Source organism: Mesorhizobium sp. NZP2077 (assembly GCF_013170805.1).
GTDB lineage: Bacteria > Pseudomonadota > Alphaproteobacteria > Rhizobiales > Rhizobiaceae > Mesorhizobium.
In genome coordinates, this window is sequence record NZ_CP051293.1 from 2,566,643 (window position 1) to 2,580,011 (window position 13,369).

The window sequence follows — 13,369 nt, forward strand, 5'->3', positions numbered from 1 at the left end:
CAATCAATGCGGATGGTATCGGCGGCAGCCCTCACTCTCATCGCGCTGTGCGCTGGACAGGCCGGAGCCGAGGACCTCAAGGCCTTCAAGCTGACCATCGATGGCGTGACGGTCGATATCGATCCCGGCGAGAGCGCAAATGTGACGCTGCCCGGCGGCAAGCAGAGCAAGGTGACGCTCCAACGCAACGACTTCGCCACCTTTTCCGGCGACAGTTTCTCCTTCGTCCATCCGAGCACGATTTCGGTGACCAAGACCGATCTTGGCGAAAACATCACGCAATATCTGATGGCCTCGGCGCTGGGCACGATCGTCGTCGTGCAGGAATACGGCAAGATGAACCCGGTGTCGCTCAACCAGCTGATGCTGCAGGAGATGACCCGGGAATCGGTGCAGGCCGGCGCCGAACTGACGCAGCAGCCGACGACGCGCAAGCTCGCCGACGGCAAGGAACTGACCGGCATCCGCGCCGAGGTGAAGACGCGCACCGACACCGCGTATTTCGAGATCGTCGGCTACGGCCTCGCCGATCAGGGCCTGCTGTTCATCACGCGCGTCGGCAGCGAGGACCTGGGCACCGAACAGCCGCTGATCGACAAGTTCTGGGAGAGGCTCAAGGTCAAGATGTAATACCAACGGTCTTGGCTGCTGACTCTTTTGTGATTTTGGCCGATTTGCGCGCCGTGATTCCCTATTGCCGAAGGAGATTCGGCGATGGGATCAGCGGTGAAGTTGCGGACGAACTTTTCGGCGGGGGAGCTTCGCCGTCTTGCCCGGAACTCAAAGGATGTGCGCCAGAGCAGCCGGCTGTTGTCGATCGCAGCGGTTCTGGACGGCATGAGCCGGGCCGATGCGGCCCGGATCGGCGGGATGGATCGCCAGACGCTACGCGACTGGGTGCATCGGTTCAACACGGCCGGCCCCGATGGTCTTGTGGACCAATGGGCGCCGGGACCAGCGTCCCGGCTGTCGCATGAGCAGCAGGCCGAACTGGCCGCGCTTGTGGAGAAGGGCCCGGATCGTGCCGTCGATGGCGTCGTTCGCTGGCGGCGGATCGACCTGAAGAAAGCCATCAAGGACCGCTTCGGCATTGATTATGACGCGCGCTATGTCGGGAAGCTGCTGCACAAGCTCGGCTTCTCCCACATGAGTGTGCGACCGCGTCATCCGGCGCAGGATGCCCATATCATCGAGGAATTCAAAAAAACTGGCCTCGCACGCTGAAGGCGCATCTTTGCGACTTGCCGCCGCGCACGAAGGTGGAGATCTGGTTCCAGGACGAAGCAAGGATCGGCCAGAAGAACGGGATTGTACGGCAGTGGGCCAGACGCGGCACGCGGCCGCGACAGCCGGCCGACCAGCGCTACAAGAGCGCCTACCTGTTCGGCGCCATCTGCCCAGCACGTGGTACCGGGGCGGCTCTCGCACTGCCGTTTGCCGATACCGAGGCCATGCAACTCCATATCAACGAGATCAGCCGCCATGTCGAAAAGGGCGCCCATGCCGTACTCGTCATGGATCGCGCCGGATGGCACACCACCGCAAACCTCAGCATACCGGACAACATCACCCCGATCTTCCTGCCGTCGCGCGCGCCGGAGCTGAACCCGGTCGAGAACGTCTGGCAGTATATGCGCCAGAACTGGCTCTCCAACCGTGTCTTCGACAGCTATGACGATATCATCGATGCGGCCTGCGACGCCTGGCAGAAACTCCTCGCAGATTCCGAGACCATCACATCAATCGGGATGCGCCAATGGGCCCATGTCGGTCAAACCCCATGACTCTTGGTATAAGTGGGTCGAAGGCGCCTCGTCTATTGGCATATTCTCGAGAACGAATTGCACAGCATTGGTGCGCTATGAATCGAATGACCCAACGGGAATCAGAGATAGGTGAGTAGCTCTCAAATGGAGAAATATTTCTGACCCTCGGCCATGTATTATGTTGTGGCTGCAGTTGGGTTTGTAGTTGTTTTTATCTTAATCAACGGAATCGGAATTGGAATCTTTTGGGGTCTGTTTGCGCTGTTTGGATATTTGGCGCTGGTCATATCCATCAAGGCATGGCGACTGAGACGGCATCCGCGAAGCGTCTATCAAGTCGAATTGACCAAACGGAGACTGGGCGACTGACACCGCTGGATAGAACCCGCCGGCAGGCCTTTGATCGTGTGTCATACGTCGGCAGCAGGTCGTGAGCCGAGACGCTAGCGGCCTACAGTCCCGTCGGCACCAGGCCAGCCAGCCAGTTCACGGAGCGTTTGGCTGCGTCGGCTGTTGCGGAAGCCGCGCGGCCAAGATCGGTCTTGACCACGGCATAGCCGTTCTTCGTGCGATAGAGCACGCCGGTTCCGCCATCGACCACTTGTTCATAGGCGACGGGCCGGGCAGCGTCCGCCTCGACGGCCGTCGTCGGCGTGCCGACCGAGACGCTCGGCCGATGGCTCAGTTCCGGCGGCAGCGGGCTCTCGACCTTGACGACCCGGCTGACGGGCTTCAGTTCCGGGCGGGACGCGGTGGCGGCCAGTTGCGAGGAGGACGAGGAACCCTTGGTCCGGCAGATGCCGGACACCAGCGGATAGTCGAAATTGCGCTGGTGCAGGATCTGGCTCTTCATCGCGGCTTCGCACTCGGCGATCGTCGACCATTTGGCCGGCGTCTCGCCGATATATTCGCAGAGCTTGGCGTCGCAGTCGCAGCCGACAATGGTCATGGCGACAAGGGCGGTCTTGATCACGGTCTTGTCCCTTCGAGATGCCCCCCGGCAGCTCAGTCATTTCCATCGCGCGCGAACAAGGCGGGATTTGGCCGCGATTGTGGAATGAGCGTGGCGCGGCGTCCGATCCTGGCCGGGCGTGGCTGAAAGGCCTCAGTAGTCGTAGACGTGTTCGAGCTTTGCGCCTGCCTTCATCAGCGACGGGAGCACCAGATGCAGCTTGCGCACGGCCACCACCATGCCGGTGCGGCGCTCCGATGGGTCGGCCGGCAGCGGATAGCTGAACAGGATGCGCATGCCTTCGGGAACGGCGATCGAGTCGGTCGAGAGCATGGTGACCATGATCTCGTCATTGCCGCCGATCTCGACGAAGGAGACGCCCTTGTCGATCAGCCGCGGGATCATGTCGGTGAACACCTGATAGCGCTTGGTGACGAAGATGGTGCCGTCGGCACCGTAATCGCGTTCCAGCAAGGTGTCGGGCTCGTTGCGGGTGGCTTCGCCAACCGGGCCCTTGGCCCAGACATGGATGTCGAGCAAGGCCGGGTCGGAGGTGGCGGCGAGCGCCTTTTTGATCAGGTCGGCATAGCCCTGCTTGATTGTATCGGCGAGTCCGAAGGCGAGCTTGCGCTCGCTGGTGCGGACGGAGCTGTCACCCGGCGCCGGCTGCACGGCAAACAGGCCGGCGCGCTTCTGCGCATAGGGAAACTGGTACCACGGCACCTGGTCGAGAAACCCTGCGTAGTCCGCCGCCACCTTGGCCTGGTAGATGTCGGCGGCGGTGCGCTTGGCCGATGTCGCCTCGGTGATGCGGCCGACCGTGTTCTCATAGGCCCATTGCAGGATATGCTCGATCGAGTGGCTGGTGCCGATGATGACCAGCATCTGATGGTTGGCATAGTTGAACTTGTAGGGCGAGCTGGCGCGGATCACCGTGGCGTAGTCCTGCCAGAAGCGGCCGACATAGGACCAATAGGGAAAGCCGCTCGGCTGGTCCTTGGCGACGAAGCCGGCATATTCGCGCGCGGCATAGACGATCGCCCATTCGGGATAGGTGAGGAAGGTCGATTCCTCCGGCCGCTGGTAGCCGGGGATTTCAGCGCGGACCTTGTCGGCCAGCGCCTTGGGCGGCGCGCCATCGGCAATGCCGGGCAGCGGCGTCTTGTCGAGCGAGGGCGTGGTCAGGAAGCCGTAGCTCAGCCCGACGACCGGGATGAGGATGGCGATGACGATCAGCCAGAGGATCGTCTTGATGAGGCGCTTCAGCCAGCGGAACAGGAACATGGCCGGTCAGGCCGTGGCGAAGTGGTCGTGTACGCGCTTCGACAGCCAGAAGCCGACATAGACGGCAAAGCCGCCAATGACGATATGCGGCAGGTTGGCGAAGAAGCGGGCGGGGAATTCGATGTCGTTGAGGGAGCGGAAACCGTTGATGAAGATCCCGGCATCGAGGCAGCCGGAACCGGTGATCAGCCCGAGCACGCCGTCGAACAGATAGACCGAGCCGAACAGCTTGAAATAGAACACCGCCTGGCGATGCGAGATGAAGGCGGCGGCCAGCGCCCAGACGCCGGAGAAGGCGTGCAGCAGGTCATCGTACCATTGCAATGAGAACAGGCCGAACAGATTGCCATTGGCATCGTTGAACGCGGGTATGTAGCCGATGGCGACGACGGCGAAGAACAGGAAAGCATAGGCAACGGCAAGCTTCTGGATCAGCGTCATGAAGTATCCCCCTTCTACGAGCCCATTTGTAAACGCTACTCTGCCGGCCGCCTGTCGCGGTTTTCTGCGCTTCCCCGTTCTACTGTGTCGCAGTAGAACTGAGCTCACGGACCCAAAGGTCCGCTGCGCTTCGGTTCTCGAAAACCACGTCATCCGACTCGGCAGAGCGCGTTTTCAAACGGGCTCTGACGCTGGGATACTAACCGATTTTATCGCGCGGTGAAGCGCCACCCGCAAGATCGCCGGCAATCGCATCAAAGGGTCTAAAAGACAGTCGGCGCCGGGATTTCTCCCAGCGCCTCCCTGTCAGATCAGGACACGGTCGCGGCAGCAACTTCCGTAAAGTCGTCGCGCCATGCCGGCCTTGATTTTGACGGTCCTGCCAGTCCGCCACCCGAGAGCAGCGTCCGTTCGGGACCTCGCCGGTCTCCACCCTTGCGGGCTTTGCCCTGCGGCCATCGAAGGTTTTTGCCGTCCTTCATGGCAGCATCGGTCCGCCGTCGGCGTTGGCACGCTTTCCGCGGCCCCGTAGGTCTCGGCTTCCGTCCCTCGAACAGGCAAGCCTGCTCTCGCTTCGGGCCGTACGGGCCTCAGGAAATCCGCCTTTCACTTCGCCTTTCGGCTTGATGATCGGTAGCCGCCTGAGATGGGTTAAACTTACGCCGGGTAAGGGTCCTGGGGAATGGCCCTGGGCCTGTGGATAGCGGGATTATCGGGGACCGTTTGCCGAGACCCCCGGAATTTCGACGCTGGCTGCCTTAGACAGCCTGCCCCGTTTTTTGGTGCTCCAACCCAAAGCGGCCCTTGCTACGCCGACGGGCGCGGGCTTCAATGCCGGCAAAGGATCGGGCATAGCCCGGCGCCGGGGAGGGCGAGTATTTGAAAGTCGGGGTGGTTCTCAATCCGATTGCCGGTGGCGGCCGGCTGAAACGGCATTGGCCTGAAGCCGCCGCCTCGCTGAAAAAGCATTTCGGCGATTTCGAGCTGCGCGAGACGCAAGCCGAGGGCGACGCCGAACGGCTGGCCATCGACCTTGCCGCCAGCGGCTTCGACCTGGTGATCGCGGCCGGTGGCGACGGCACCGCCAGCGAAGTGGCCGACGGGCTGCTGCAGGCGTCCGAAGAGGGCGGCAAGACGACCGAGCTTGGCCTGCTGCCATGCGGCACCGGCATCGATTTCGCGCGCGGGCTCGGCCTGCCAAAGGCGGTGGACGCGACCTTGAAGCGGATCGCCGAGGCGAAGGGGCGCAAGGTCGATGCCGGCCGAATCTGTTACATAGACGACCATGGCGCGCTGGCCAGCCGTCACTTCATCAACATCGCCAGCCTCGGCCTGTCGGGTGCCACCGACCGCGCGGTCAATGCCGACAAGCGCAAGGGCAAGATGTCGGCCAAGGCGCTGTTCCTGTGGCGCACCGTGGTCGAGTTCATCCGCTACCGCTTTCAGGATGTGCGGATCACCGTCGACAACGGCACCCCGGTCGAGGCGCGCATGGCGCTGGTGGCGGTGGCTAACGGCAAATTCTTCGGCGGCGGCATGATGATCGCGCCCGACGCCGAGCTGACCGACGGACAGTTCGACATCGTCATCCTGCGCGCAGCGGGCAAGCTGAAACTGATCTGGGACATCCGCCTGCTCTATGGCGGCCGGCACCGCAACCATCCGGCAATCACCATTCTGCGCGGCAAGAAAGTGGTGGTCGAACCGCTCGGCGATGTCGAGAAGAACGGTGCGCTGGTCGACATAGACGGCGAGTCGCCGGGGCGCATACCGGCGACCTTCGAGATCCTGCCCGGAGCGCTGACGTTGAGGTATTGAAACAAGGCGTTGCGGCTTTGATTCAAGTCGTTTCGAAAATGAATCCGGCTATCGATTCAAACTAATGAAATTGCTTGGTTTTCCAATCGTCGATCATATTTCCAGCTTGGCCGGGAAACCGGGCGCACGCAGGTCGGTGCCAACGGCATCCTCGAGCAATTTGACGATCTGCGTCGACCAGGCGCCGCCGCCATAGGCTTCCTTGCCTTGCTCGAAAATCGCGTTGACGCGCGTGGCGAGATCGAGCGGCACGCCGAAATCCTTGCCCATGCCCAAGGCGAAGCCGAGGTCCTTCAGCGCCAGGTCCATGGTGAAGCCGATGTCGTATGAGCCGTTGAGGACGAGTTGGCTTTCGGTCTCGTGGACGAAGCTGTTGCCGGAGGAGGCAACGATGGCGTGGTAGCTCTGCGCAAGATCGAGCCCACCCTGCTTGGCCAGCATCAGCGCCTCGCCGGCGGCGACGAGATGGATGAAGGCCAGCATGTTGGTGATCACCTTGATCACCGCCGCCGAGCCGATCGGTCCCATCAGGAAGGAGCGTGCGCACATTGCTTCGATCGCCAGGCGATGGCGTTCGTAGAGCGCGGCATCGCCGCCGACCAGCGCCGTGATTTTGCCCACCGCCGCCAGATGCACGCCGCCGGTGACCGGGCATTCCAACGTCTCGACACCCTTGGCCGAGGCGAGGGCGGCGAGGCGAAGAATCTCGTCACGGCCGTTGGTCGACATCTCGATCCAGGTGCCGCCCTTGGGCAGGCCTTCGAGCAACCCGCCGGGGCCGGCCAGCACGGCCTCGCTGACCTTTGGCGAGGGCAGGCAAGAGATGGCGTTTCCGGCGCGAGCGGCAGCGTCGGCGGCGCTGTCGGCGGCGGTGGCACCGAGCGCTACGAGGCGCGCGACGGCGGTGGGGTCGCGGTCGAAAACCGTCACGGCAAAGCCGTTGCGGACCAGGCTGGCGGCAAGGTTGCCGCCGAGATGGCCAAGGCCGATGAAGGCGTAGCGTTCGCTCATGGCATCAGCGGCGTCTGCATCATCTGCAGATGCAGGTCCTTGCCGGTGTAGGGATGGGCATCGCAGACTGCTTCGTCGAGCTCGACGCCCAGCCCTGGCTCCTTCGACGGGATGACATTGCCGTCCTGCCACTCGATCTTTTTCTTCAGGAGCGTGGCGTGGAATCCGTCCCACTGCTTCAGCGATTCCAGGATGAGGAAGTTGGGCAGCGTCACCGCCAGCTGGATGTTGGCGGCGCCGACGATCGGCCCGCAATAGCAGTGCGGCGCGATCTGGATGTGGTACGCCTCGGCCATCGCCGCGATCTTCTTGGTTTCGAGGATGCCGCCGGAGCGGCCGAGATCCGGCTGCAGAATGGTCGCCGCACGGTTCTCGATGACGCGGGCGAATTCGAACTTGGTCGTCAGCCGCTCGCCGGTGGCGATGGGGATCGATGTGCCCCGCGCCACCTGCGCCATCACTTCGGGCATGTCGGGCGGCACCGGCTCCTCGAACCACAAGGGATCGTAGGGCTCGATGGCGCGGGCCATGCGCAGTGCGCCCGATGCGGTGAACTGGCCGTGCGTGCCGAAGAGGATATCGGCGCGGGTGCCGACCGCCTCGCGGATCGCCTTTATCATGCGGGTGGCGACATCGATGTCGATGAGGCGCGGCTGGTGGCCGTCAAAGGCGGTGTAGGGACCGGCCGGATCGAGCTTGACGGCATTGAAACCCTGCTCGACATATTCGAGCGCGCAGGCCGCCGCCATTTCGGGGTCGTTGTAGACGTTCCTGCCGTCCGGCGCGTCCTCGGAATGGACGCTGCCGGTGTGCGGATAGAGATAAGTGTAGGAGCGCAGCGTCTCGTGCACCTGGCCGCCGAGCAGTTTGTAGACCGGCTTGTTGGCCTCCTTGCCGATAATATCCCAGCAGGCCATTTCGAGCGCCGAGAAGCAGCCCATGCCGGTCACGTCCGGGCGCTGGGTGAAGCCGGAGGAATAGGCGCGGCGGAAGAAGTTTTCGATGTCGTGCGGATCGTGACCGACGAGATAACGCTCGGCCATGTCCTCGACCAGCTTGGCCGTGATGTGGGCAGAGAAGGTGGCGTTGTAGGCCTCGCCGTAGCCGACCACGCCGCCATCGGTGGTCAGTTTGACGAAGATGAAATACTTGCCGCCGATGCCGGGCGGCGGGTTGCCGACTACCCAGGTCTTGACGTCGGTGATCTTCATTTTTGGTCCTCCAGAACCAGTTCGGCCCCCTTCCACCCGGTCATGACCGAGGCGGCGTTGGTGTTGCCGGTGATGTTGTCGGGAAAGATCGAGGCGTCGATGACGCGCAAGCCGTCAAGGCCATGCACTTTCAGGCGAGGGTCGACGACGGAGCGCGCGGGATCGGGTCCCATGCGGCAGGTCGAAACCGGGTGATAGACGGTGCCGGAGCGTTTCCTGAAATCCGTGATCAGATCGGCATCCGATTGGATCGACGGGCCGGGCAGGACTTCCTCCTGGATGATTTCCGCCATTGCCGGCATCGAGGCGATCTTGCGCACGAACTTCACCGCAGCCAGCATCTCCTCGACATCGGCATTGGTGGAATAGGCGTTGGCGACGATCTTTGGATACTCCAGCGGGTTGCTGGAGCGGATCATGATCTCGCCGCGGCTCGACGGGCGGCAGTTGGACAGGCCGATGGAAAAGCCTGGCCACGGATCGGGCGTCAGGATCGGCCGCTCGCCGCTCTTCGGGATGACGGTCGAGAAGGCCTGGAAATAGAGCTGCATGTTGGGGCGCGAGAACGCCGGGTCGGTGCGGAAGAAGCCGCCGCCATGGTTCATCGACAGCGACAGCGGACCCGACCGCGTCAGTATATACTGTATGCCGACCAGCAGCTTGCCCCACCAGGGGCGCAGGATCTGGTTGAGTGTCGGCACCTTGCCCTTGAAGGTGTAGTTGATGCCGACATGGTCCTGCAGATTGGCGCCGACATTCTCGCTGGCGTGAACGACCGGTATGCCGAGTCCGCCAAGCAGCGCCGACGGACCGATACCGGACAATTGCAGCAATTGCGGCGAGTTGATCGAACCGCTGGACAGGATGACCTCGCGGCCGGCACGCGTCGTCCTGGTCTCGCCGTTCTGCAGATATTCGACGCCGACCGCTCGTTTGCCTTCGAACAGGATGCGGGTCGCCAGCGCATTGGTCTCGACGCGGACATTGGCGCGCTTCATCGCCGGGCGCAGGAAAGCGCGGGCGGCGGACATGCGGCGACCGTTTTTGGTCGAGATCTGGTAGGTGCCGACGCCTTCCTGGGTAGCGCCATTGAAATCGGGGTTGAGTGGCAGGCCGGCCTGCTGGCCGGCGGCGAGATAGCGCTTTGTCAGCGGGTGGACCGCGTTGGCCGTGCCGCTGATGTGCAGCGGGCCACCGGTGCCGCGCCATGTGTCGGCGCCGGCCTCATTGTCCTCGAGCGCCTTGAAGGCCGGCAGCAAATCATCATAGCCCCAACCAGGATTGCCGGCGGCGCCCCAGTCGTCGAAATCCTCGCGCGCGCCGCGGATCCACACCATGGCGTTGATCGAGCTCGACCCGCCGAGCAGCTTGCCGCGCGGCCAGTGGTCGACGTTGCCGCCGAGACCGGGATCGGCTTCGGTCTTGTAGTTCCAGTTGACCGCCGGATCGAAGAACGTCTTGCCGTAGCCGAGCGGCATCTGCACGTAGAAGCGCCGGTCGGTGCCGCCGGCTTCCAGAACCAGCACCGAAAAGCGGCCCGAAGCCGACAGCTTGTCCGCCAGAACCGAGCCGGCCGAGCCGGAGCCGACGATGATGAAGTCATAAGTCTGCATGATAGGTATTGGCGGCTCCGGAAATCTGGCCGCAGCCTAGACGCCATGGGTTCGCCGAGTCGCCGCGCCTTCCGGCATGCGTTGTGAAAAAAGCGACTGGGATGTAGGTCGAGTTGCGGGGAATACCGACAATCGCGCTTGATATGCATGGGGTCGGCAGCTTATGCGGGAGCATTATCTTGGCGCATGATTTTTTCCGAAAAGTCTGCAACTTTTCAGAATCATGCTCTGGCCACTCCGAGGAAGTCGGGAAATCATATGCGTACCCTGTCGGATGCCTTCATTCCCGAGCTGCCGGGCCACTACAAGGGCAAGGTCCGCGAAAACTATGATTTGGCGGACGGGCGGCGCATCATCATCGCCACAGACCGTCTCAGCGCCTTCGACATCATCCTGACCTCGATCCCATTCAAGGGCGAGATCCTGACGCAGACGGCACGGTACTGGTTCGAGGAGACCGCCGACATCTGCCCGAACCATGTGCTCGAATATCCCGATCCCAATGTCGTCGTCGGCACGAGGCTCGACATCCTGCCGGTCGAGATCGTCGTGCGCGGCTATCTCGCGGGGACAACCAGCACCTCGATCCTGACCCGCTATCGTCGCGGCGAACGCGACATGTATGGGATGCGCCTGCCGGACGGGCTGCGCGACAATGAAAAGCTGGCCGAGCCGGTCATCACGCCGACGAGCAAGGCAGCGGATGGCGCCCATGACGAGCCGCTGTCGAGGGCGGATATCCTCGAACAGGGCCTGCTCACGCAAGCGCAGTGGGATACCGTCTCGGATTATGCCCTGAAACTGTTTGCCCGTGGCCAGGCGCGTGCCGCCGAACGCGGCCTGATCCTCGCCGACACGAAATACGAATTCGGCACCGACAAAAATGGCACGATCATCCTGGCCGACGAAATCCATACGCCGGACAGCAGCCGCTACTGGATCGCGGCGAGTTACGAGCAGGCCCTGGCAAGCGGCACGCGGCCGGAGAGTTTCGACAAGGATTTTATACGCTCGTGGGTGGCGGCACGCTGCGATCCCTACAGGGACCCGATTCCTGCGATACCGGACGAGATCGTCGAGCAGGCCTCCAGGGTCTATGCGCAGGCTTACGAGGCGATCACCGGCAAGGCATTCGTTCCTGACATTTCCGGGGATACCGTTCTCGATCGAATCCGCTCGAACCTCGCACGCTACTTCTAGCGGGCAAGCGCGACCCCACCCATAGCGCGTTGACGTGCCTGCGCCGTGACGCTACGGGATCGAGGACAATCAATCTCAAGCCGTCGACCTCAGGGATTTCTCGCATGGTGCAGTACGCGGAAGGACGGCCGATCGGGGACCTGACGCTGCGCACGCTGGCCATGCCGTCGGACGCCAATGCAGCCGGTGATATTTTCGGCGGCTGGGTGATGGCGCAGATGGACCTTGCCTGCGGTATCCGTGCCGCCGAGCGCGCCAGGGGCCGGGTGGTGACGGCGGCGGTCAAGGAGATGTCCTTCGCCAAGCCGATGAAGATCGGCGACACGCTGTGCATCTACACCCATGTCGAACGTGTCGGCCGCACCTCGATGACGCTCAAGGTCGAAGCCTGGGCGCAGCGCTATCTCTCCGACCTGATGGAAAAGGTGACGCACGCCGATTTCATCATGGTGGCGCTGGACGGCGAGGGCAAGCCCAAGGCCGTTCCGGCCGAGGGTTGACGAAAGCCCCGTCTTCGCAATCCCCGTTGCCCATTCAGGGCAATTGTTACACCGCTGATGCCAGCGATGCGTTTCGCGACATCCAGTGGTTGCCTTCACGCCCGATTGTGCCGGCGTTGGAGGGGAGACAATGCGTCAACACATGCTGAACGGCTGGCTGGTGGCAGCCCTTGTTGCTGTCGTCTGCCTGCTCGGCGTAACCGCCTATGCCGAAGTCAAAAACGACCTTCCGAACACCTCTTGCCTGCATGGCGACAAGGGCGCCCGGAAGCCGGCCGCGACATGCGCGCCTTGCAGACCGGCGCCTTGCGAGGGCCTGGCGCCAAGAAGCTGAATGGCTGCCCTTTGGTCTGCGGGTGTCGTGGTCAAAGCAGCGCGTGCGTGGTCGCTGTAAAGCGCCATAAAGAAAAGTTGTCAGGCATCGTTCAGAGAACGACGACTTCGCTTGTCGTCAGGCGTCGTCACTTACCCGCGAAACTCTTGACACCTTGCAGCGCAAGGGTTTCAGCCATGCGCGCCGTCGAATTTTTCGCGTGCCGCCTGGACGCGCTGGGTGTTCCTGCGCGCCCATTCGCCGAGTGCGCCGACCGGCACCAGCAACTCATGCCCGAGTTCGGTCAGCTCGTAATCGACGCGCGGCGGAATGGTCGGAAACACGGTGCGGGTGACGAAGCCATCGCGCTCCAGGCCGCGCAAGGTGGTGGTCAGCATCTTCTGCGAAATGCCGCCGACAGCCGCGCGCAGTTCGTTGAAACGCAGTGGTCCACCGCCCAGCTTGCCGACCACGAGAACGGTCCATTTGTCGCCGACGCGCTGCAGGATTTCCGAAATCGCGCGGCAGTCTTCGGTGTTGTGCGGGTGCCTCAGTAACAAAACGGTGCCTCCTTGCGTCGGCAGTTGACAGTATCTCATATAGCGCCGGTATCTAAATGATACCAGCCTTTTACTGGAATGGAGAGCCCCCATGTCAAAGCCGAAAATCGCCATTATCGTCGGTTCGACGCGCGCCGCGCGCTTCGCCGATGTGCCGACCCAATGGATCGCCAAGATCGCCAAGTCGCATGCCGACATCGAGGTCGAGGTCGTCGACCTGCGTGACTTCCCGCTGCCCTTCTTCGACGAAGTCGCGTCCTCCGCCTGGGTGCCGTCGACCAACGAAGTGGCGCAACGCTGGCAGAAGAAGGTCGCCGAATATGACGGTTTTATCTTCACCGCCGCTGAATACAATCACGGCCCGACCGCCGTGCTGAAGAACGCCATCGACTACGCCGCCAACGAGTGGAACAAGAAGCCGGCCGGCTTTGTCGGCTATGGCAGCGTCGGCGGCGCCCGCGCCGTCGAGCAGCTCCGCCTCCATGCGGTCGAGTTGCAGATGGCGCCGGTCAAGTCGGCCGTCCACATCGCCTGGGGCGACTTCCTCGCCGTGCGCCAGGGCGAGAAGAAGCTGGACGACCTCGAGCACCTGAACCAGGCCGCCACGGCGCTGGTCAACGACGTCGCCTGGTGGGCCAAGGCACTGAAGAAGGCGCGCGATGCCGACGTGGTCAACGAAGAAATCAAGGCGGCTTGATCG

Annotated in this window: 14 protein-coding genes; 7 read left to right on the forward strand and 7 right to left on the reverse strand. The window is 62.8% G+C overall.

From position 1 onward, the window contains the following. The first annotated feature begins 6 nt into the window (after positions 1-6). Both HGP13_RS12560 and HGP13_RS12565 read left to right on the forward strand, forming a co-directional pair. Positions 7-630: a hypothetical protein gene (locus tag HGP13_RS12560; protein ID WP_172225468.1), complete on the forward strand. Its 624-nt coding sequence runs from the start codon at positions 7-9 to the stop codon at positions 628-630. Positions 631-714: 84 nt separating this feature from the next. Then, a protein-coding gene (locus HGP13_RS12565) for an IS630 family transposase (RefSeq protein WP_172224417.1) occupies positions 715-1,784 on the forward strand; the annotation gives its coding sequence in 2 pieces (ribosomal slippage) (positions 715-1,201 and positions 1,201-1,784; 1,071 coding nt in all). 433 nt (positions 1,785-2,217) lie between these two features. On the opposite strand, the gene HGP13_RS12570 is transcribed toward HGP13_RS12565, so the two are convergent. The 3 genes from HGP13_RS12570 to HGP13_RS12580 all read right to left on the reverse strand — a co-directional run bounded on the left by HGP13_RS12570 (position 2,218) and on the right by HGP13_RS12580 (position 4,443). Further along, a complete protein-coding gene (locus HGP13_RS12570; RefSeq protein WP_172225471.1) occupies positions 2,218-2,739 on the reverse strand; it encodes a hypothetical protein in 522 nt (173 codons plus the stop codon). Positions 2,740-2,871: 132 nt separating this feature from the next. Beyond that, positions 2,872-4,002: a hypothetical protein gene (locus tag HGP13_RS12575; protein WP_172225474.1), complete on the reverse strand. Its 1,131-nt coding sequence runs from the start codon at positions 4,000-4,002 to the stop codon at positions 2,872-2,874. A 6-nt stretch (positions 4,003-4,008) separates the two neighbouring features. Next, complete coding sequence (locus HGP13_RS12580; protein ID WP_172225477.1) at positions 4,009-4,443, reverse strand: hypothetical protein; 435 nt, start codon at positions 4,441-4,443, stop codon at positions 4,009-4,011. Positions 4,444-5,322: 879 nt separating this feature from the next. Here HGP13_RS12580 and HGP13_RS12585 point away from each other — a divergent pair. Beyond that, positions 5,323-6,261 carry a diacylglycerol kinase family protein gene (locus HGP13_RS12585; RefSeq protein ID WP_172225481.1) on the forward strand — a complete coding sequence of 313 codons (939 nt, stop codon included), beginning with the start codon at positions 5,323-5,325 and terminating at the stop codon, positions 6,259-6,261. Between the two features lie 93 nt (positions 6,262-6,354). Here HGP13_RS12585 and HGP13_RS12590 read toward each other — a convergent pair whose 3' ends face one another. Genes HGP13_RS12590 through HGP13_RS12600 form a run of 3 tightly spaced genes read right to left on the reverse strand, consistent with a single transcriptional unit; the run spans position 6,355 to position 10,096 of the window. Then, entirely contained in the window at positions 6,355-7,272 is a 918-nt protein-coding gene (locus tag HGP13_RS12590) for an NAD(P)-dependent oxidoreductase (RefSeq protein WP_172225484.1), read from the reverse strand. After that, positions 7,269-8,483 carry a mandelate racemase/muconate lactonizing enzyme family protein gene (locus tag HGP13_RS12595; protein ID WP_172225487.1) on the reverse strand — a complete coding sequence of 405 codons (1,215 nt, stop codon included), beginning with the start codon at positions 8,481-8,483 and terminating at the stop codon, positions 7,269-7,271. The genes HGP13_RS12590 and HGP13_RS12595 overlap by 4 nt, the downstream gene beginning before the upstream one ends. Further along, the gene (locus HGP13_RS12600) at positions 8,480-10,096 is read right to left on the reverse strand and encodes a GMC family oxidoreductase N-terminal domain-containing protein (protein WP_172225490.1); all 1,617 of its coding nucleotides are present in this window, start codon (positions 10,094-10,096) and stop codon (positions 8,480-8,482) included. The genes HGP13_RS12595 and HGP13_RS12600 overlap by 4 nt, the downstream gene beginning before the upstream one ends. Positions 10,097-10,354: 258 nt before the next feature. On the opposite strand from HGP13_RS12600, the gene HGP13_RS12605 reads away from it, so the two are divergent. The 3 genes from HGP13_RS12605 (at position 10,355) to HGP13_RS12615 (ending at position 12,130) form a co-directional block, all read left to right on the forward strand. Beyond that, on the forward strand, positions 10,355-11,296 hold the full coding sequence (locus HGP13_RS12605; protein WP_172225493.1) for a phosphoribosylaminoimidazolesuccinocarboxamide synthase: 942 nt from the start codon (positions 10,355-10,357) through the stop codon (positions 11,294-11,296). A 104-nt stretch (positions 11,297-11,400) separates the two neighbouring features. Then, positions 11,401-11,796, forward strand: a complete 396-nt coding sequence (locus HGP13_RS12610) for an acyl-CoA thioesterase (protein WP_172225496.1) — start codon at positions 11,401-11,403, stop codon at positions 11,794-11,796. 130 nt (positions 11,797-11,926) lie between these two features. Further along, positions 11,927-12,130 (forward strand): hypothetical protein, encoded by a 204-nt coding sequence (locus HGP13_RS12615; RefSeq protein ID WP_172225499.1) that lies wholly within the window; start codon positions 11,927-11,929, stop codon positions 12,128-12,130. Between the two features lie 170 nt (positions 12,131-12,300). Here HGP13_RS12615 and HGP13_RS12620 read toward each other — a convergent pair whose 3' ends face one another. After that, complete coding sequence (locus HGP13_RS12620) at positions 12,301-12,669, reverse strand: helix-turn-helix domain-containing protein (RefSeq protein WP_172225502.1); 369 nt, start codon at positions 12,667-12,669, stop codon at positions 12,301-12,303. Positions 12,670-12,760: 91 nt separating this feature from the next. Between HGP13_RS12620 and HGP13_RS12625 the strand changes: the two genes are divergently transcribed. Further along, entirely contained in the window at positions 12,761-13,366 is a 606-nt protein-coding gene (locus HGP13_RS12625) for an NADPH-dependent FMN reductase (RefSeq protein WP_172225505.1), read from the forward strand. Positions 13,367-13,369: the final 3 nt, after the last annotated feature.